This is a genomic window from Methylomonas rhizoryzae (genome assembly GCF_008632455.1).
In the GTDB taxonomy this organism is placed as follows: Bacteria; Pseudomonadota; Gammaproteobacteria; order Methylococcales; family Methylomonadaceae; genus Methylomonas; species Methylomonas rhizoryzae.
In genome coordinates this window covers 731,839-752,392 of the sequence record NZ_CP043929.1, presented here as the reverse complement: position 1 = coordinate 752,392, position 20,554 = coordinate 731,839, and the positions used below count along the sequence as shown (strand labels likewise).

Here is a 20,554-nt window from a genome sequence, read left to right as displayed (position 1 = left end):
ACAAACTAAGGCCGCGTACTCGATTCGGCGGCCTTATTATTAAATTGCTGCGCGCGAATCGAATTTCGCGCGCAATAGCATTGGCGATACGGTTTTAAGCCGCCAATGCTTCCAAAGCGACCAAGCGGTCTGCCAACAATTTTTCCAGAGTTTCCAAAGCTTTTGCAAAACCGTCTATACCTTCGGCAAGCTTTTCTTTAGCCATGCGATTTTCTTCGTGCATGCGGTCAAAAGTATCTTTGTCGACACTAATTTTCTCAATATCCGCATCCATAGATTTAGCCGGGTCCAACTTGCGCGGCAGTTCGCCTTCAACGGATTGCAACTCGGCCAATAGAGACGGAGCGATAGTTAATAAGTCGCAACCGGCCAATTCGGTAATTTCTCCAATATTTCGGAAGCTGGCACCCATTACTTCTGTTTTATAGCCGAATTTTTTGTAGTAGTTATAAACGTCGGTAACCGACACTACGCCCGGGTCTTCTTGAGGCGGGTATGAATCACGGCCGGTGTCTTTTTTATACCAATCCAATATGCGGCCAACGAAAGGCGATATCAGCGTAATACCGTTTTCCGCACAAGCGATAGCTTGATGCATGCCGAACAACAAGGTCAAGTTGCAATGAATTCCTTCTTTTTCCAACACGGAGGCCGCTTGGATCCCTTCCCAAGTTGCCGCTATTTTGATCAAAACGCGTTCTTTAGAAACGCCTGCGGCTTCGTATTGCTTGATCAAATCGCGGCCTTTGGCAATAGTGCCCTCTACGTCGAAAGACAAACGGGCATCGACTTCGGTAGAAACCCGACCTTCGATGATTTCCAGAATTTTCAAACCGAAAGAGACCGCCAAGCGATCGAACGCCAACGATACCACTTGAGCCGCAGAAGCCGCTGCACCTAAGGTGGCGCGTGCGCCCTTCAAGGTATCGTCTACGATCTCTTGGTATTGCGGCATTTGCGCGGCCGCGGTGATCAGAGACGGATTGGTGGTAGCGTCGCGCGGCTTAAAGGTTTCGATAGCCTGGATATCGCCGGTATCAGCAACCACGACCGTCATTTCTCTTAGTTGCTCAAGTAAATTTTTTGCCATAGGAGTATCCTCGTTATTTAGATTGATTTGTTTCCCTGATGATGAGAATGTGATTCCATAAAGCGCAATCACTCTAACTACGCATTAAATGACGGCAATCAGTATGCCGCGAGATTTATTATTATTGGAACAGTATCGCCACTGTCTGCGGCTTCAAGCATCAAGATACTTTAAAGTACATGAGTGGCGATATTGATTAATGCATGTTAAAGAATTACGGAAGCCCACATATCTTGCATTACTCAGTAGTCATGCGTGGGTAAAACCCTTATAGGAATTAACCGTTATCCCTTTTAGCAGCCGCGGCCTCTCTGTCTTTGACCACTTGTTTGGCCATGTATCTGGATACGCCGGTAGCCGGCACTTCGGTTTGTTTTTCCAGATATTTAGCAACACCGGTTTTATTGGCACCCATTTTTTCCAGATATTTTTCAACGCCTGTAGCACCTTCATTCGCTACTGAATAATCCGCCGCACCGGCAGTACTACTACCACCTTTTTTATTCATTAAGAAATAGCCGGCAACTGCGGCAACTGCGATCAAGCCGAACAAAGTGGTATCCGAAGAACCGGATTTTGCCGGAGCACTAGCTTCGACCTCGGCACTCGCAGACGAAGCGACAGCAGCTGCCGGGCGGCTGGCACCCGGAGCAACAGGGGCAACCGAACTATGCTTGTAGCCAGGATCGTTAAACAGCACTTTAGGTTGATAATTGGCCGCCGGGAAGTTTGGATCGTTTTCCACGGCTGGCGCCGCAGCCGCCGGCTGCGGCGCCTCGGCTTTGTAATTAGGATCCGAATAGACTACTTTCGGCTGAAAATCCGCCGCCGGATAATCGGACTCAGCTAAAGCCAGAGGGCTAGCCAACACCAAAGCCGCCATAACGCCTGTTAATACTTGTTCTCTTTTCACGTTTTTCACCTAATGATTCGTTAAAACCGTTCGAGCCTAGACGAACTAGGCTCATTAGTTCTTTGGGTTAAAGCACAGCCTCGACGTTGGCGACGACGTTATCGACAGTGAAGCCGAACTCTTTGAAGAGCTGGCCGGCTGGCGCCGATTCGCCGAAACGATCCAGCCCGACGATTTTGCCATGGCTGCCCGCGTATTTCCACCAGCCGTCGCTGACCCCCGCTTCCACGACCACCCGCGCGCTGACGCTAGGCGGCAATACGCTGTCTTTGTAAGCCTGATCTTGGGCTTCGAATACGTTGGTGGACGGCATGGACACCACGCGGATGTTTTTGCCTTTCGCTGCCAACGCTTCGGCGGCTTTGACCGCCAATTCAACTTCGGAGCCCGTGGCGATGATGATCGCGTCCGGCCTGCCTTCCCCGCGCAACACGTAACCGCCTTTGGCGATGTCGGCGATTTGCCCGGCGTTGCGTGTCATGTGCGGCAGGTTTTGACGCGAGAAGATCAAGATGCTAGGGCCGTCTTTACGTTCGATAGCCGCTTTCCAGCTGACTGCCGACTCGACCGCATCGCAAGGCCGCCAGACCTGCATGTTGGGTATCATGCGTAAGGTGGCGGTTTGCTCGACCGGCTGGTGGGTAGGGCCGTCTTCGCCCAGACCGATGGAGTCGTGGGTGTAAACGAAGATGCTCGGCGCTTTCATCAGGGCCGACATGCGCAGGGCGTTGCGGGCGTATTCCGAGAACATCAGGAAGGTGGCGCCGTACGGTTTGAAGCCACCGTGCAAGGTCAGGCCGTTCATGATGGCGCTCATGCCGAATTCACGCACGCCGTAGTAGACGTAGTTGCCGTTGTAGCCTTCGGCGCAGACGTCTTTGCAGCCGGACCACAGGGTCAGGTTGGAGCCGGCCAGGTCGGCGGAACCGCCCAACAGTTCCGGCAGCAACGGGCCAAAGCCGTTCAGGGTGTTTTGCGAGGCTTTGCGGCTGGCGATGGTTTCGGCTTTGGCGTCGACCGCCGCCACGAATTCCGCCGATTTTTCCGCCCAGTCGGCCGGCAGGTCGCCCGCCATGCGGCGTTGGAATTCGGCGGCCAAGTCCGGATGCGCGGCTTGGTAAGCGGCGAATTTGTCGTTCCAGGCGCTTTCCAGACGGTCGCCTTTGGCTTTGGCGTCCCATCCGGCGTAGATGTCGGCCGGGATTTCAAACGCCGGATGCGGCCAACCCAGTTGTTCGCGGGTAGCGGCGACTTCGGCTTCGCCCAAGGCAGCACCGTGGCATTCTTCTTTGCCTTGTTTGTTGGGCGAACCAAAGCCGATGATGGTTTGGCAGCAGATGATGGACGGTTTGTCCTTGACGCTGCGCGCCTCTTCGATGGCTTTTTTCACCGCATCCGGATCGTGGCCGTCGACTTTGGGGATGACGTGCCAGCCGTAGGCTTCGAAGCGTTTTGGGGTGTCGTCGTGGAACCAGCCGGCTACGTTGCCGTGGCCGCGCACTTCGCCGTCGATGGAGATGTTGTTGTCGTCGTAGAAGGCGATCAGTTTGCCCAGTTTCATCGAGCCGGCCAAAGAGCAGGCTTCGTGCGAGATGCCTTCCATCAAGCAGCCGTCGCCCAGGAACACGTAGGTGTAATGGTCGACGATGTCGTGGCCCGGACGGTTGAATTGGCCGGCCAGGGTACGCTCGGCCAGAGCAAAGCCCACGGCGTTGGTGATGCCTTGTCCCAAAGGACCGGTGGTGGTTTCGACGCCGTCGGTGTAGCCGTACTCCGGATGTCCCGGGGTTTTGGAGTGCAGTTGGCGGAATTTTTGCAATTCTTCGATCGGCAGATTGTAGCCGGCCAAGTGCAGCAGGGAGTAGATCAGCATGGAGCCGTGGCCGTTCGACAGGATGAAGCGGTCGCGGTCGGCCCATTTCGGGTTAGTCGGGTTGTGTTTTAAATAGTCGTTCCATAGGACTTCTGCGATGTCCGCCATCCCCATCGGGGCTCCAGGGTGTCCAGAGTTGGCTTTTTGCACGGCGTCCATGCTGAGTGCGCGGATGGCGTTCGCTAATTCTCGGCGCGAAGGCATGTGGGTCTCCTGTTATTTATTCTTTTGGCTCGATGTTTGACATGCAAACACCGCGATAGCTGAGGCTCAATGATTTAAAGGGCCGACACACCCACTCTGTCGAGCAAGCAGACAAGCCCCCTCTGTAACCGGCGAAAAACCTGCGACTCGATAGAGTCACAGGTTTAAAGCAAGCTTTCTTATTCCAAGTTCGCGTGGCGCGATCTCATCTCTTCTTCAGGAATACCTTTCTCATGAATTACATGAGAGATAGTCGCTTCCAAAAACAGCAAGGTAGACAATTCGAAAACGGTACCCATAGGCATGCCTTTGACTTTACCGTATTGTTCCGATCTACCGATTTGCAAGGTAATTTCCGCCAAATCGCCGATAGTCGAGTCGTCTTTTGCGGAAATCAGACAGATTTTGGCGCCGACTTCTTTAGCTTTTTTAGTGAATGCGATTAGCTGCTCAGTTTCGCCCGATCCGGAAATCACGATCAGAAGATCCCCGTTTTTGATACTTGGCGTAACAATTTCGCCGACAACGCTGACATCGTAGCCGGCGTGCATCAGACGCATTGCGAAAAAATTACCTACCAGTTTCGAACGACCTGCGCCCGAAATAAATACGCGCTTGGCGCCGTCGAGCATGTCGACCAACGTTTTGTCGTGCGAATCAGGAGTAGCTTCGAGAATGCCGGAGATTTTTTTGATGACTAAATCTTGATGCATGATTCACACCGCCGCAGCTTCTACCAATTCACGAATTTCGCGCGCGGCTTCGGCCGGAGAGGGCGCGCCGTAGATGGCAGCGCCGACAACGATGATGTTGGCACCGGCTTTAACGGTTTGATCGATAGTGGCAGGTTTGATACCGCCGGCGACGGATACGCGAACGTTCAAGCCCAATGAAGCGACGTCGTTCAGGTCGGCAAACGGGGTTTGGCCGGCGGCTTGCGCGTCCAGACCGGTATGTACGCCCATGATTTGCGCGCCCATTTTTGCGGATTCGCGTGCGCACTCGGCTTTGTTCGGTACGTTGATCAAGTCAACTTGTACTTCAGCGGCGTGTTTTTTCGCCGCTTTGATGACGCCGCCGATGGTAGCCAAGCCGGAAACGCCCAATACGGTGCAGATGTCCGCACCTGCTGCATAAAACGCACCGGCTTCGTATTCGCCGGCATCCATGGTTTTTAAGTCAACCAACAGCAGTTGGTTTGGAAAACGTTGTCTCAATTCTTTGACTAAGTTGATACCGTTATATTTGATGCAAGGCGTGCCAATTTCGAAAATATCGACGTAAGGCGCTACTTGCTCAGCCAATGCTACGGTTTGGTCGAAATCCAAAGAATCCAACGCCATTTGAATTAATGGTCTTGCCATGTGATGTGCTCCGAAAGGTTTTATTATAGGAATGCTGATTATCTTGTCGCCACAATCTGCTGGGCCAGTCACATACTCGTGATGCGCCGGTAACTGTAAGGTAGAAATAGCATAGATGTCAATGCCCGCGCAGCCTAAAGCCGGTTTTGGACGGCGCTCCAAATGAACATGGGGCGCCCGCTGATTTAACGATGCCGCCATATTTCGGCAGCATCGACCATCTATTGAGGGTTATTGGCTGTTATTTTGCGGCTGAGCAGGCGGTGGATTTTCGGCCGGAGGCATAGAGCCGCTTTGCTCTACAGCCTGCTCAATAATAATATCTTTTTCAATAGCCTTTAGCGTTTTACTACCTATCCCATTGACGTTTTCAAGCTCCTGCACGGATTTGAAATGTCCATGCTCGGTGCGATATTTGACGATCTCCTCGGCTTTCTTGGGGCCGATGCCGGGTAACGCTTCCGCAATTGTCGCCGCATCTGCGGAATTGATGTTGACCGGGGCAGTAAGCGCTTGCACCGGCACCAGCAATAGCATTGCAAGTAACATTTTCATCGTTCTACTCCTAAAATCACAAGCAAAGTTAAGCTATACAAGTATGTCAGCATAGCCAGATTACTAGTGTAGACGACGGCAACTGAATTTCAACACCAGTCTAATCATCGATTTTTAGCGATAAAAATAGCCCTGACCGGCGCAGGCAACCCTTCAACGGTCAAGCTTCCATTCTCCGGATGCAAAAAGTCCCGAAGCGAATTAAATCTCATCCATTCAGTACTCCGTTGTTCGTCTACCGTAGTGCTCGCGACATCGCACAACTCAATATCCCGAAATCCGCAACGATACAGCCATTTTTCCAGCGCAGCACAACTCGGCAAAAACCAAACATTGCGCATTTGCGAATAGCGCTGCCGCGGCAGCATCGCCGTATTCTCATCGCCTTCAACGACCAATGTTTCAAGTACCAATTCACCTCCCGGACGTAGGCAACCTTGCAACTCCAACAAATGATCGATAGGCGAACGCCTGTGATACAGCACCCCCATGGAAAATACAGTGTCGAATAAATGCGAGTCCGGCGGGATTTGCTCTATGCCAAGCGGCAACAGGTAAATAGGCGCCATAGAGCCATACAGCCGATTGACGGCCTCGAACTGCATGACACTCAACAGGGTAGGATCAATGCCCAACACGAGTCGCGCACCGGCCCCTAGCATGCGCCAGCAGTGGTAACCGTTGCCGCATCCTACATCCAACACCATTCGACCAGTCAACGGCGAAATACGCTGCCTGATTCGCTCCCATTTCCAGTCCGACCGCCACTCGGTATCCAATTCCACGCCGTACAAGCCATAAGGTCCTTTTCGCCACGGATGCAACTGTTGTAACGCCTCTATCAATTGGGAACGCTGCGCGGGATCAATTTGCCCCGCGGAACCGATTCGCACCCCATCTCGCAGATCCACGGCATCCGGCACCAATAACGGCAACCGGTTTATCGCAGCCTGCCAACGAGCAAAATCTCCGTGAGCGGATGCGGATAGAATCCGTTCGACTTCCGGTTTAACTTGCGCCGCCCATCGAGCGTCGCCCGCTGCTTGCAGAGCTTCGTACAGCGCTTGATAGTCCGTCATTTCAAGGCAATGATAGAGGCGAAATTAAAGTACTGAAACCAAATTTCGGCACTGGCAAATCCGGCTTCTAGTAAGCGTTGTTGATGTTTGACAAAGGTTTCCGGAATCAGCACGTTTTCCAATGCGGTCCGTTTCTGACTGATTTCCAATTCGCTATAGCCCTGCATTTTTTTGAAATGGTGATGCATATCTATTTGCAAAGCCTGCTGCCTAGCGTCGTCGAACATCAATTTTTCCGACAAGATCAACACGCCCCCGGGCAACAAACCGCGATAAATGGCCGCCAACAAAGCCGGCCTGTCTAGCAGGGGAATGAACTGCAAGGTGAAATTCAGCACCACGACCGAGGCATTTTCGATTTCGACATTCCGAATGTCATCGCATAACACACTGACTTCCGGTTTGGATTCGCCACTTTCCGCCGCGTCTATCTGTTGCAAATTCTGTCGAAAACCGGCCACCATGGCATCCGAATTATCCACGGCGATTATTCTGCAGCCCGGCACGCAAATAGCTTCCCGCATCGCCAACGCAGCTGCGCCTAGTGAGCATCCTAAATCGTAGCATTGAGAATTTGCTTGACAGAAGCGCGCCGACAAATGTCCGACAGCGGAAATCATGGTTTGATAACCCGGCACCGAACGCCGAATCATATCCGGAAAAACGTTAGCAACCGTATTATCGAATTGAAACGCCGCCACTTCACCCAGCGGGTAAGCGTACAAAGAATCTTTCTTGGATGTCATGGGACAACACCTCCGCTCGGGGCGGAGGTGCAAAACGACTGATGAACGTTTAAGAGTTGGTATTACCGGAAAGCGCTTCCGAATTCCGTTTGGCCAGTTGATTGATGACCTCTCGCAACGAACCGGTACGTTCGACTTCGTTTTTAAAACTGGTGCGGTAGTTGGTCACCAAGCTAACCCCTTCGATCAAAATATCGTAAACCTTCCATTCGCCCTTACTTAACAACATTCGATAGTTGACCGCAATAGGCTGCAAGCCTGGCTGCAAAATTTCGGTTTTAACCATGGCCTTGCGCTGATCGCCTTCGGAATCGCCCATTGGTAAAAAACGTACCGACCACTCTTTAAATTCGACGAACGCCCGGGAATAAGTTCTGATCAGCAAGGTCTGAAACTCTCGCTTGAACGCTTCTTTTTCAGGCTCGCTGGCTTCCTTCCAAAGCTTGCCCAACACCAGCGACGAGATCAGATCGAAATCCGCCCTAGGATAAATAACCGAATGCACAAACTCGGTAATCTTACGAAAATCTTTGGTAAATCCGGGGTCTTGCATCTTCGTTTTCAGTTGCACCGAAGCGTCGTCGATCACCTGCTGCGGCGCGCTGAGTTCCGCAGCGCCGACAACCGTGCTTATACTTGTCAACAATCCGAACAGTAAAACGAATACGACGTTTACATTCAATCTCATAGTAATTTCAACTGCCTCTACTGACGCATCATCCGGCAAAATCAGATAATTGCCCGCGATACACTGTTACAATGTTTTAATGATCCGACAGCGAACGGCTTTCGTTCACCTCGGCCCGAAACAAATTTCGGCGATATTTTACTATGGAAAAGATTCCCGCCCCTAACGACTTTTATCCGGCCACTCGCTTGCGCCGCATGCGTTACCAGAATTTTTCCCGTCGACTCATGCGGGAAAATCGCCTGAGCACGGACGATCTAATCTACCCCATGTTCGTTATCGAAGGCCAGGGCCGGCGCGAAGCGGTTGCTTCCATGCCCGGCGTCGAGCGGCTCAGCATCGATTTGCTGTTGCAAGAAGCCGAGGAAGTACAGCGTTTGAAAATTCCTGCTATAGCGCTGTTCCCGGTAATCGACCCACGGCAAAAGTCACTAGACGCTAGCGAAGCCTACAACCCGGACGGCCTGGCGCAACGTTGCGTCAAAGCCTTAAAAACCAACTTTCCGGAATTAGGCGTAATTACCGATGTCGCCTTGGACCCATTTACCTCGCACGGCCAAGACGGGCTGCTGGACGACGACGGCTATGTGAGCAACGACGCGACGGTAGAGGTGTTATGCAAACAAGCCTTGTCGCATGCCGAAGCCGGCGCGGACATCGTCGCACCGTCCGATATGATGGACGGCAGAATCGGTGCGATTCGCGCGACGCTGGAACAGCACCGGCACGTTAATACCCGCATCCTTGCCTATTCCGCCAAATACGCCTCCAGCTTCTACGGCCCGTTTCGAGACGCGGTAGGCTCCGCCGGGAATTTAGCCGGCGGCAACAAATACAGTTACCAAATGGACCCGGCCAACTCGGACGAAGCCCTAAGGGAAATCGCCCTGGATTTACAAGAAGGCGCGGACATGATCATGGTAAAACCCGGCATGCCCTATCTGGACATCATTCGCCGCGCTAAAGCACAGTTCGGCGTACCGACTTTTGCTTATCAAGTCAGCGGCGAATACGCCATGCTGAAAGCCGCCGCCCAAAATCAATGGCTGGACGAGAGACAAACGGTACTGGAATCGTTGTTGTCGTTTAAACGGGCCGGCTGCGACGCCGTCCTGACTTATTACGCCAAAAACGTCGCCCAGTGGCTCAGCGAATAAGCCATGCCTTTATCGAGAGATTGACTATGGACATATCCGAAGACGAAGAACCGCAGCTGCCAAGCAAACGCCATGTCGGCCTGGAAGAGGCCGTTTTCATCTTGCTGGTCATCCTTTCGCTGACCGGCATTAGCATCACGCGTTTTTCGATTCACGACGGTTACGGCTATTGGCTATTCATGGTGTTCGTATTCGCGGCTTTGTCGATTTTCGTTTCGTGGCTGCAAGCCAAAGCGGGCGCACAAGATTTCGGCGAAATTGTAAAACAACAAGGCATGCATTGGCTGCACACGCTGCTGATCGTCGGCGCAGCGTTCTTTCTGAACAAGTCAGGTCAACTGACCGAAATCGGGGCGAGCTTGGTGATATTGCTGATCCTGGCGCTAGCCACCATCCTCGACGGCTACCGCATCGGCTGGCAATTCCGTTTACTGGGTTTCTTTTTGGTGGCCTGCTCATTGATTGTCGCTTATATCGAACAATACATTTGGACCTGTATCGGCCTGGGTGTATTGCTGATCATAGTGACCGTGTTTTGGAGCTACCGGACGACACAGCGCAGACAATATGCAGACGATTGATCATTATGCGGTGTTCGGCTATCCGATAGGACACAGCAAATCGCCACGCATTCATCGTTTGTTTGCCCAACAAACCGGGCAAGACCTTGAATACGCCGCGGTCGCGGTGCCTGCCGACACGTTTTCCGCTTGCGTCTCGGCTTTCTTGGCGGGAGGAGGCAAAGGTTTAAACTGCACAATTCCCTTGAAAGAACTCGCCTGGCAACGAGCGGAGCAGTTAACGGAGCGCGCCCGATTAGCCAAAGCCGTCAATACCCTGGCGCTGCAAACGGACGGAACGCTGCTGGGCGATAACACGGACGGCTTCGGTCTGGCGAACGATTTAACCCGCAACCATCAAGTGAAAATTTCCGGAACCCGCATCTTGGTGCTGGGCGCGGGCGGCGCTACCCGCGGCATACTGAGCGCCTTATTCGGTCTGGCTCCGGACAGCGTATTGCTTATTAATCGCACTGTCGAAAAAGCCGACAACCTGGCGCAAGAATTTTGCCACTTAGGCCCCATTCGTAGCGGCGGCTATGCCGATCTGCATAATTTGTCCGGGTTCGATTTGATCATCAATGCGACCGCCAGCAGCCTTAGCAACGAGTTGCCGCCTTTACCCGATCACGTACTGCGCGACGGCGGGGTCTGCTACGACTTGGCATACGGCAATCAACCGACCGCGTTCGTCCGCTGGGGACAAACCCATGGCGCGGCCAAAAGCGTGGACGGCTTGGGCATGCTGGTGGAACAGGCGGCTGAAGCGTTCCGGCTCTGGCGCGGGTTAAGCCCCGACACGGCAGCGGTCATCAATCTATTAAACCGGGAACGCAATCTCCACGCCTCGGAATCTTGACCTAAACTACTAGTCGGCATTTAATTCCTTAAACCTCCAACCAACGGATCGTTCATCTAAGGACCGACTATGGCTTTCCCAGGCAAATTCAGCAAATGGCACAATTTAGCCGATAAAGGAGCGAAAGTTTCTCCACAAATTCTGGAACAGCTGTTCCCGGTCCGTAACCTGAGCGAAGAAGTCCGCCTGAGCTTCGCCGAAGAAAACCACATGGAGTCGATCCCGGCCGGCGCCACATTATTTACTATCGATACGCCGACCGACTCCGCCATTTACTTGATCAAAGGCAGCATTAATTTTACCGACCAGAACGGCCGCAGTTACTCGATAGAAGCCGGCAGCCCTAAAGCCAAATTTCCAATCTGCAGCGGCAACAAACATACGACCACGGCGGTCACGGAAACCGAGGTCAGCTTATTGCGCGTTTCGCTCAGCATCATGTCGTCCTGTAACCGCAATCAACACCAGGCGTTGGAAATACCGCCGAAACTCAGCGATAACCGCCTGTTAGCCTTATTTGCGGACCATTACCTCAATCACGAACTGGAAATCCCATCGCTACCCGAAGTCGCCATCCAAATTCGCAAAGCCATCCAGGCCGACGTCAACTTGGACGAGATCGTAAAAATCGTTAACCTTGATCCGGTGATTTCGGCAAAACTAGTGGAAGTGGCCAACTGCCCACTATATATCGCGCAAGCGCCAGCCAAAAACTGCATGGACGCGATCAAACGCATAGGCTTAAACGCAACCCGCAGCATGGTAGTCTCGCTAAGCTTGAAGCAAGTGTTTAAAAGCCGTTCGCAACCCATCAAACTGCGACTCGAAGAATTGTGGAAAAAAAGCCTGTATCTATCCACGCTTTGCCACATTTTAGCCAAGGCCGGTAAAGAAATTAATCCAGAAGACGCCTTACTCGCCGGCTTGGTCAGCGACATTGGCGGCATTCCTTTTTTGAATTTCGTCGCCAATCTTCCGAACGAATTCACCAAAGACAAGGAAATTTCCGAAGCATTACCGATAGTCACTCCCGTTGTCGGCACTACCGTTTTAAAAGAATGGCAGTTCGCGCCGGAGTTCATCGACGTCAGCCTCAATTCGCACAACTGGTATCAAAACTCCGGCGATAACTTATCGCTGACGGACATTGTAGTACTGTCGCGTCTGCACACCCTGATCGGCAACAGAGCCTTGCACGACCCCTTGCCCGCCATCACCTCGATTCCCGCCGCAGGAAAATTTAAAGGTATCGCCCTATCCCCGGAAAATACCTTAGCCATCCTCCACGATGCAAAATCGAAAATCCACTCCGCCTTACGCCTCTTCCTGACTTAAGTCTCATGATTTGGAATTTCCTGAAGAAAAAAACCGCCGCGACGCCGCTACCCGAGCCGCAATCACCGGTCCACAGCCGTTTAAACCTGCCGATCGGTTATTTACAAAACTTGATGCCTATCGGCGAACTGCCACCCGACGAACTGCAACAACTGGTGGTGAGCGTTCGCAGTTTTCTGCCGGGACAAATCATTTTTAACCGCGGCGAAAGTGCCGACCAAATCATCTATTTGTATTCCGGCAAAGTCTATTTGGAAGCGAATAGCGGCGCGGGCTACAACGTCGAAGAAGCCACCTTCAAGGCCTGCTATCCGTTGTCGACCGGAACAGAACACCAATTCAGCGCCATCGCCAAATCCGCCACGCAAATCATCTATTTGCCGCTTTCGGCATTAAGACGCAGCTCGCAAGTCGCTTCCGCTTACAATCCGTTGGACAATTTGCAAAACACCGCCGACGCGCTACGGAAAAGCAATTTATTTCACGGCTTTTGTAACGCGATTCGCCGCGACGAATTACACGTTCCAACCTTACCGGATGTCGCATTACGGCTAAGAAGCGCGATGCAGCAAGACATCAGTATCGCCGACGTCGTGAAAATCGTTAATTTAGACCCCGTCATCGCTTCCAAATTGATCCAAGTGGCTAACAGCCCGTTGTATCGAACCGTCAAACCCATCGCCAAATTACACGACGCCATCAACCGACTCGGCTTGAAAGCCACTCAAAACTTGGTAACCAGCATTAGTTTGCATAATTTGTTTCGCAGCAAAAGCCGCCTGCTGAATAACCGCATTCAACAACTATGGCGGCAAAGCATACAAGTCGCCAGCTTGAGTTACACCTTGGCCGGCTTGACCAGCAGCGTAAACCCGGACGAGGCATTATTGGCCGGTTTGGTGCACAACATCGGTGCCTTGCCCATTATCACTTACGCCGAAAGCTTGTCCGAAAGCGCATACAGCGAGCTGGAACTGGACGAAACCTTTTCGGTTTTACAAGCCATGGTCGGCGTCATCATTTTGAAAAAATGGAATTTTCCGGAAAACTTGCTGCAAATCCCCGCGCAAACCGACAACTGGTACTGCGACGACCAGCCTGATCTGCAACTGAGCGATATTGTGTTACTCGCGCGTTTTCATGCGCAGTTAGGCGGCACGCAAAAGCAAAAATTACCGCCGTTGAACACCCTGCCGGCTTACATCAAACTAGGGGACAAATCGTTAACACCGGATATGTCTTTGCAAGCGCTGCAAGACGCCAAACAGCAAATCGCTGAGGCGCTCAGTTTCTTTAGGGCTTGACAGCGATGACCTGGCTAACCGGATGGTTGAAGAAATCCCCCCCCAACAAAGATACCCACGCACCTTCGGATAAACAAAACATCGCCAACCTGCCGGCCGGCGAATCCGGAACCTGCACACCTCCCTTAGTGACCTGCCAGCAGAACTTGTCGGTTGCCGAACTGAAAAAATTCGCGCCAATACGCGACTTAGACAACGAAACCGTGGCTAGTCTGTCCCATGCGACGATGTTCTACAGTGAAGGCAGCACCCTATTCGAACGCGGCAAGCCGGCCGATTTCGTCTATTACTTGCTGGAAGGCGAACTCATCATGCAACCGGAGAGCGTGAATGCCTATACCGTAAAAGCCGGCAGCACCCTAGCCTTCTTGCCGATTAATAGCGGCAAGCTTTTCGGGGCAACAGCCAAAGCCTTATCCGACGTCAAAATTTTGAAACTGCCCGCCGACATCAACAGACTCTGGCAAGCGCAACAAACCACCGATCCGGAAAGTCTGACGTATTTAGACATCACGCTTCCCGCCGAAATTAGCAACAACCGTTTTTTCAGCAGCTTCGCTCAGGCCTACCTGGACAACAAACTACGCCTGCCCAGTTTGCCGGACGTCGCATTTAAATTGCGCGAAGCCATGCAGCGCAACATCGGCATACAAGACGCGGTGGAAATTATTCATATCGATCCCGCCATCGTCACCAAGCTCATCCAAGTCGCCAACAGCCCTCTTTATGCAACGGCCGTGCCGATCAACAATTGCCTGGACGCCGTGAACCGTATTGGCCTGAACGCCACCAGAAACCTAGTATTAAGCATCAGCTTGAAACAATTGTTTCGTTCCAACGACAAGGCGTTGACACACGCCATGTACGAGTTATGGCGAACCAGCATCTACACCTCCAGCCTCGCCTTCGTATTGGCGCAAGAATGTAGCGACCTTAACCCGGAGGACGCGCTGCTAGCCGGCTTGATCTGCGATATAGGCGCCATTCCCCTGTTCAACTTCGCCGATCAGCACCCGGAACAATATCCGAGCTTATCGGAATTGAAAGCGGCTTTACCGCATTTAAAAGGACCGGTCGGCTCGTTGCTGCTGCATACCTTAGGCTTCTCCGCCGAATTGAGCAAAATTCCGCTAGTAGCGGAAAACTGGCTTTACGACGGCGGCACCGAGCTTGGCATCCCCGACATTGTTATTTTGGCGAAACGGCATAGCTATTTCGGCGACCCCAAAATTAAAGGCCTGCCCTATATCAATTCCCTTCCCGCCTATGCCAAAATTGCCGACGGCAAACTTGACCCGGATTTCTCGTTAACCATTTTGCAAAAAGCCCAATCGCGTATACATGCCGCTATGCAATTCCTATCCTGACGCTTTATTGCTACAACCGAATTCCACATCACGATGAACAACCCTTTACTCGAAATTACCGAACTGCCGCAATTTTCCAAAATTCTACCCGAACACGTCGAACCTGCCGTCGAACAGCTATTGACGGACGCGCGCGCCGTTATCGAACGTCAACTGACCGGCGGCGGCTCGTACACCTGGCATAACCTGATAGAACCTATCGAAGAAGCCGAAGACCGTCTGAACAAAGCCTGGTCGCCGGTCAGCCACATGAACTCGGTGGTCAACAGCGACGCCATGCGCGACGCTTACAACGCCTGCCTGGGCAAACTCAGTGCTTACGCTACCGAAGTCGGACAAAACAAAGCCTTGCAGCAAGCTTATCAAGCGATTCGCGACAGTGCGCAATTCGCCGAACTGGACCGCGCCCAACAAAAAATCGTCAACAACGCCTTACGCGACTTTCATTTGTCCGGCGTAGACCTGCCGAGCGAACAACAAGCTCGCTACAAAGACATCAACCAACAACTGTCGAAACTGGCCAGCCAATTCGAAGAAAACCTGCTGGACGCCACCAACGCCTGGCACAAGCTGATTAGCAACGCCGACGATCTGGCCGGCCTACCGGAATCCGCGCTGGCCCAAGCCAAACAAGCCGCCGCAGCCGAAGGCCAAGAAGGCTGGCTGATCAACTTGCAGTTCCCGTCCTATCTGGCCATCATGACCTACGCCGACAACCGCGAGCTGCGCCGCGAACACTACGAAGCGTTCTGCACCCGCGCCTCCGACCAAGGCCCGCACGCCGGACGCTGGGACAACAGCGACGTAATGGAGCAAATACTGGCGTTGCGCCACGAAAAAGCCCAATTACTGGGCTTTGCCAACTACGCCGAATATTCGCTGGCCACCAAAATGGCCAAGTCCACCGACGACGTGGTCAACTTTCTGGAAGATCTGGCCGACAAATCCTGGCGTCAAGCCCGCCGTGACCTGGCCGAATTGAAACAATACGCGGCACATCAGCACGGCCTGCACGATCTGCAAACCTGGGACATCGGTTATTACTCGGAAAAAATGCGCCAACACTACTATCAACTGTCGCAAGAAGAAGTAAAAGCCTACTTCCCGGACAACAAAGTGGTACCCGGCTTGTTTGCCATTGTCGAACGCCTGTACGGCCTGCAAATCAGCGAAATCGACGACGTCGATACCTGGCATCCGGACGTACGCTTCTATCAAATCGTCGACAAAGACGGCGCATTGCGCGGCCGCTTTTTCCTGGATCTGTATGCCCGCGCCAAAAAACGCGGCGGTGCCTGGATGGACGATTGTGTGTGCCGCAAAAAAACCGGCGCCGGCCTGCAAACCCCGGTCGCCTACTTAACCTGCAATTTTACCCCACCCGCAGGCAACGACCCGGCTCTGCTCACCCACGACGAAGTGGAAACCCTGTTCCACGAATTCGGACACGGCCTGCACCACATGCTGACCCGGATCGACCACCTCGGCGTATCCGGCATCAACGGCGTGGAATGGGACGCGGTGGAACTGCCCAGCCAGTTCATGGAAAACTGGTGCTGGGATAAAGAAGCGCTGAATCTGATCTCCGGTCACTATCAAACCGGCGCGGCATTACCGGACGAGCTATTCCAAAAAATGTTGAACGCAAAAAATTTTCAGGCCGGCATGATGATGGTACGACAACTGGAATTCAGCTTGTTCGATTTCAAGTTGCACCGCGACTACGATCCTCGCAAAGGCGGCCGCATCTATCCAACCCTGCAGCAGGTGCGCGATCAAGTCGCCGTGGTCAAGGTACCGGCGTTCAACCGCTTCGCCCACAGTTTTTCGCACATTTTTGCCGGAGGCTACGCTGCCGGCTATTACAGTTACAAATGGGCGGAAGTGCTGTCAGCCGACGCGTTTTCGCTATTCGAAGAAAGGGGGATTTTCGACCGGACAACCGGCGAATCGTTTTTGCATAACATCCTGGAGCAAGGCGGCAGCAGCGACGCGATGACCCTGTTCAAGAACTTCCGCGGCCGTGAGCCCAATATCGACGCCTTGTTGCGGCATAACGGTATTGCGGCTTAATTCACAAATTCCAATACTGGTCTATCTTTGCTTTGGATTTAAGCACCGAAGCAAAGAGCCCTCCTACGCTAACCACTATGCAAAACTGTTCCGAGTGCAGCCGATCCGGGCAAGACTATGAACTGAAATACCCGGTTTGCAATGCTTCTTACTAAAAAGACTTCCCCGCCGATGCGCTTGCTACCATTGCCGAAAGACCACGTAAACAATCGGTATTTTCGAAAAACACACCGCAACAACACATTTTAGATTCCGCAATTCAGCCATGAACCTGATCGCCAAAACCACCCTGGAACTTCTGCAATCGCTACTGCCACCGCAAACCGTAATCCACGTCGGCGCCGGCAAAGGTTTTGGCGAATTACACTTTTGGAGAAATTGGCACATCCCGCAGGCGTTATTGATAGACGCCGATGAAACCCGGTTGGCATGGGCACAAGCGCTGACGGAGCAGAATTCGCAATGGAAAACCGCAGCCAGGGTATTGAATGAAAAAGATGGTGAAGCCATCTTTTACTCCGCCAGCAATCCGGACGAAGACGGCCTTTTTGACCCTAACCAGCTTCAACCATTCTGGCCCAATTTACGCGTTAACACCGAATCCACCCGCCAAACCGGCAAGCTGGACGAACTGTTAGCCGAAACCGAATTCGCGTCGTTTGCCAAAATGCCGCATCAATGGCTGATCATCGACTGCCATCCCGCCAAAACCATCATTGCCGGCTCGCTTGGCCATTTGGCCAATGTCGATGTGCTGATCGTGAAATGCGCACTGGTCGATAGCACAGCCAACTTATCGCCCATTTCGCGCTCAACCATTCAACAGTTACTCGCTCCGCTAGGCTTCAAACTCGCGGTTACCCTGGAAAGCAATAATCCGAAAATTGCTCATGCCGTATTCTGTATCGATACTGAAGCCAAACAAACGCAGTCGTTCGCGCAACTGGAAGCTAGGACGCACCAAATCAATCAGCAGCAAACCGAAATCGCCGCTATTTCCGCTCAACTTTTAGCACAGACCAACCAGCTCACCGACAGTCACAACCTCGCAAGCCGCCTAGCCGACGAAAAAGATGCGCTAACCCAAACCATCAACGACCTCCAACAACAAGTCTCTCGAGTAAATAAAGCGCTAGAAGAACAAACCCAACTTGCCATTCAACGCAAAACCCAAATCGACCAGCTCAGCACTGAGCGTGATTCCACCAAGCAAACTGCCGAGCAACGGCAGCAAACCATCGAACAGCTGACCAAGGCCCGCGACGAGCAAAAACAACTCGCCGAACAGCGTAAAACCCAAATCGACCAACTCAGCGCGGAACGCGACGCCGCCAAGCAAACCGCCAACCAACGGCAGCAAACCATCGAACAGCTGACCAAGGCCCGCGACGAACAAAAACAACTCGCCGAACAGCGTAAAACCCAAATCGACCAGCTCAGCACTGAGCGCGACGCCGCCAAGCAAATCGCCGAGCAACGGCAGCAAACCATCGAACAGCTGACCAAGGCCCGCGACGAACAAAAACAACTCGCCGAACAGCGTAAAACCCAAATCGACCAGCTCAACACGGAGCGCGACGCCGCCAAGCAAATCGCCGAGCAACGGCAGCAAACCATCGAACAGCTGACCAAGGCCCGCGACGAACAAAAACAACTCGCCGAACAGCGTAAAACCCAAATCGACCAGCTCAACACGGAGCGCGACGCCGCCAAGCAAATCGCCGAGCAACGGCAGCAAACCATCGAACAGCTGACCAAGGCCCGCGACGAGCAAAAACAACTCGCCGAACAGCGTAAAACCCAAATCGACCAGTTAAGCGCGGAACGTGATGCCGCCAAGCAAACCTCCGAGCAACGGCAGCAAACCATCGAACAGCTGACCAAGGCCCGCGACGAGCAAAAACAACTCGCCGAACAGCGTAAAACCCAAATCGACCAGTTAAGCGCGGAGCGCGACGCCGCTAAGCAAACCGCCAACCAGCGGCAGCAAACCATCGAACAGCTGACCAAGGCTCGCGACGAACAAAAACAACTCGCCGAGCAACGTAAATCCGAAATCGATCAATTGATCACCGACCGAGATGCCGCCAAGCAAACCGCCGAGCAACGGCAGCAAACCATCGAACAGCTGACCAAGGCCCGCGACGAACAAAAACAACTCGCCGAGCAACGTAAATCCGAAATCGATCAATTGATCACCGACCGAGATGCCGCCAAGCAAACTGCCGAGCAACGGCAGCAAACCATCGAACAGCTGACCAAGGCCCGCGACGAACAAAAACAACTCGCCGAACAGCGTAAAACCCAAATCGACCAGTTAAGCGCGGAGCGTGATGCCGCCAAGCAAACTGCCGAGCAACGGCAGCAAACCATCGAACAGCTGACCAAGGCCCGCGACGAGCAAACCGCACTACGCATCGAAAAGCAAAAAGAACTGCAAGAACTAACGGAAAACCATCAAGAGACCATGCGCCGCCAACAACTTTTACAAGAAGAACTTATCAAAGCGGAAGGTCAAATTGAATTAATTAAAGACTTATTATTACGGGAATCGGACTCATAATTCAATTCACACTATTTAATCATTCGATTATAAATGCTGACCAAATTAATTACATGGCTCAATAAAAAACTTCGTTTCAAGCCCAAGCACTTGAAACCTATGTACGATAATCCACCGGCATCAAGACGAATGGAAGAAATCCATTTTCACTGGCATTTCGAATCCAACAATCCCAGGCATGCGGCATTATTTAGTCAAATCCCCAGCGGATTGACAATGAATCGCGGTTTCTGGAATGAAGAGTTAACGGCAGCCGAAGTTAATTACGATACACCCAAAAAAACATTGGAAAATGCGTTGAGCCATTGGCAATTCGGAGATTGGGAGAGTTTAATCGCATTAGATAATGAAACAATCGAAGCCGACGCCCAGCGCGCAAAACTGGCGTTACTAGTAGCAGCCGCGCATTATCAGCTCGGCGACATACAAAACGGTAAACACTATATTCAGTTAGCTAAGCAATGGGGTTGCGATAAGAAATTATTAGGTAGAATATTAATTTCAGGGGTACATAACAATTTGGCAAAAGCCGCCTGCCTGCTGCAAGACCACAACAGAATGATAAAACATTTTCAAATTGCCGTTAAAGGGGGCTATGGCGACGAACGTTTATATAGTAACGTACGTCAACATCAAGAAATGGCACGCCTGGAGAATAAAAGCTAAGTCATGCCTTTAAGCTTGACTCAACCAATAGTCATTATTCAGTAAGTATTTTATCTTATGCAGGAATACCGATAGTATGCAACAAGTGAAGATGCAGCAGCGACGCGAGTCGCGATTCTACGAAATATATAGCTAAACAGTTACAGCCTAACTAAGCA

Annotated in this window: 18 protein-coding genes; 9 read left to right on the top strand and 9 right to left on the bottom strand. The window is 52.3% G+C overall.

Translation table 11 applies throughout. The annotated features are described in order from the left end of the window. Positions 1 to 94 precede the first annotated feature (94 nt). The 9 genes from F1E05_RS03580 to F1E05_RS03540 form a co-directional block, all read right to left on the bottom strand. Positions 95 to 1,090 carry a transaldolase gene (locus F1E05_RS03580; protein ID WP_150046807.1) on the bottom strand — a complete coding sequence of 332 codons (996 nt, stop codon included), beginning with the start codon at positions 1,088 to 1,090 and terminating at the stop codon, positions 95 to 97. Positions 1,091 to 1,367: 277 nt separating this feature from the next. Beyond that, positions 1,368 to 1,835, bottom strand: coding sequence for a hypothetical protein (locus F1E05_RS03575; protein ID WP_232056762.1), 468 nt, complete (start codon positions 1,833 to 1,835; stop codon positions 1,368 to 1,370). A 235-nt stretch (positions 1,836 to 2,070) separates the two neighbouring features. Then, positions 2,071 to 4,080 (bottom strand): transketolase, encoded by a 2,010-nt coding sequence (tkt, locus tag F1E05_RS03570; RefSeq protein ID WP_150046805.1) that lies wholly within the window; start codon positions 4,078 to 4,080, stop codon positions 2,071 to 2,073. A gap of 179 nt (positions 4,081 to 4,259) precedes the next feature. Then, entirely contained in the window at positions 4,260 to 4,793 is a 534-nt protein-coding gene (hxlB, locus tag F1E05_RS03565) for a 6-phospho-3-hexuloisomerase (protein WP_150046804.1), read from the bottom strand. Positions 4,794 to 4,796: 3 nt separating this feature from the next. Beyond that, positions 4,797 to 5,444, bottom strand: a complete 648-nt coding sequence (hxlA, locus tag F1E05_RS03560) for a 3-hexulose-6-phosphate synthase (protein ID WP_150046802.1) — start codon at positions 5,442 to 5,444, stop codon at positions 4,797 to 4,799. Positions 5,445 to 5,675: 231 nt separating this feature from the next. After that, a complete protein-coding gene (locus F1E05_RS03555; protein ID WP_150046800.1) occupies positions 5,676 to 5,999 on the bottom strand; it encodes a ComEA family DNA-binding protein in 324 nt (107 codons plus the stop codon). Between the two features lie 104 nt (positions 6,000 to 6,103). Further along, on the bottom strand, positions 6,104 to 7,078 hold the full coding sequence (cmoB, locus tag F1E05_RS03550) for a tRNA 5-methoxyuridine(34)/uridine 5-oxyacetic acid(34) synthase CmoB (protein ID WP_150046798.1): 975 nt from the start codon (positions 7,076 to 7,078) through the stop codon (positions 6,104 to 6,106). Next, positions 7,075 to 7,824 (bottom strand): carboxy-S-adenosyl-L-methionine synthase CmoA, encoded by a 750-nt coding sequence (gene cmoA, locus F1E05_RS03545; RefSeq protein WP_150046796.1) that lies wholly within the window; start codon positions 7,822 to 7,824, stop codon positions 7,075 to 7,077. The genes cmoB and cmoA overlap by 4 nt, the downstream gene beginning before the upstream one ends. A 49-nt stretch (positions 7,825 to 7,873) precedes the next feature. After that, entirely contained in the window at positions 7,874 to 8,512 is a 639-nt protein-coding gene (locus tag F1E05_RS03540) for an MlaC/ttg2D family ABC transporter substrate-binding protein (protein ID WP_150046794.1), read from the bottom strand. Between the two features lie 143 nt (positions 8,513 to 8,655). On the opposite strand from F1E05_RS03540, the gene hemB reads away from it, so the two are divergent. The 9 genes from hemB (at position 8,656) to F1E05_RS03495 (ending at position 20,396) form a co-directional block, all read left to right on the top strand. Then, a complete protein-coding gene (gene hemB / locus F1E05_RS03535) occupies positions 8,656 to 9,669 on the top strand; it encodes a porphobilinogen synthase (RefSeq protein WP_150046792.1) in 1,014 nt (337 codons plus the stop codon). A 26-nt stretch (positions 9,670 to 9,695) separates the two neighbouring features. Beyond that, on the top strand, positions 9,696 to 10,250 hold the full coding sequence (locus tag F1E05_RS03530; protein ID WP_150046790.1) for a hypothetical protein: 555 nt from the start codon (positions 9,696 to 9,698) through the stop codon (positions 10,248 to 10,250). Next, positions 10,237 to 11,088 (top strand): shikimate dehydrogenase, encoded by an 852-nt coding sequence (gene aroE, locus F1E05_RS03525; protein WP_150046788.1) that lies wholly within the window; start codon positions 10,237 to 10,239, stop codon positions 11,086 to 11,088. Before F1E05_RS03530 ends, aroE begins: the two co-directional genes overlap by 14 nt. Positions 11,089 to 11,157: 69 nt before the next feature. Continuing rightward, positions 11,158 to 12,423 (top strand): HDOD domain-containing protein, encoded by a 1,266-nt coding sequence (locus F1E05_RS03520; RefSeq protein ID WP_150046786.1) that lies wholly within the window; start codon positions 11,158 to 11,160, stop codon positions 12,421 to 12,423. A 5-nt stretch (positions 12,424 to 12,428) separates the two neighbouring features. Further along, positions 12,429 to 13,727 (top strand): HDOD domain-containing protein, encoded by a 1,299-nt coding sequence (locus F1E05_RS03515; protein WP_150046784.1) that lies wholly within the window; start codon positions 12,429 to 12,431, stop codon positions 13,725 to 13,727. A 5-nt stretch (positions 13,728 to 13,732) separates the two neighbouring features. After that, positions 13,733 to 15,094: an HDOD domain-containing protein gene (locus tag F1E05_RS03510; protein WP_150046782.1), complete on the top strand. Its 1,362-nt coding sequence runs from the start codon at positions 13,733 to 13,735 to the stop codon at positions 15,092 to 15,094. Positions 15,095 to 15,127: 33 nt separating this feature from the next. Next, complete coding sequence (gene prlC, locus F1E05_RS03505) at positions 15,128 to 17,167, top strand: oligopeptidase A (RefSeq protein WP_150046781.1); 2,040 nt, start codon at positions 15,128 to 15,130, stop codon at positions 17,165 to 17,167. 265 nt (positions 17,168 to 17,432) lie between these two features. Further along, positions 17,433 to 19,730 carry a coiled-coil domain-containing protein gene (locus tag F1E05_RS03500; protein WP_150046779.1) on the top strand — a complete coding sequence of 766 codons (2,298 nt, stop codon included), beginning with the start codon at positions 17,433 to 17,435 and terminating at the stop codon, positions 19,728 to 19,730. A 33-nt stretch (positions 19,731 to 19,763) separates the two neighbouring features. Further along, positions 19,764 to 20,396 carry a hypothetical protein gene (locus F1E05_RS03495; protein ID WP_150046778.1) on the top strand — a complete coding sequence of 211 codons (633 nt, stop codon included), beginning with the start codon at positions 19,764 to 19,766 and terminating at the stop codon, positions 20,394 to 20,396. The last annotated feature ends 158 nt before the right edge of the window (positions 20,397 to 20,554 follow it).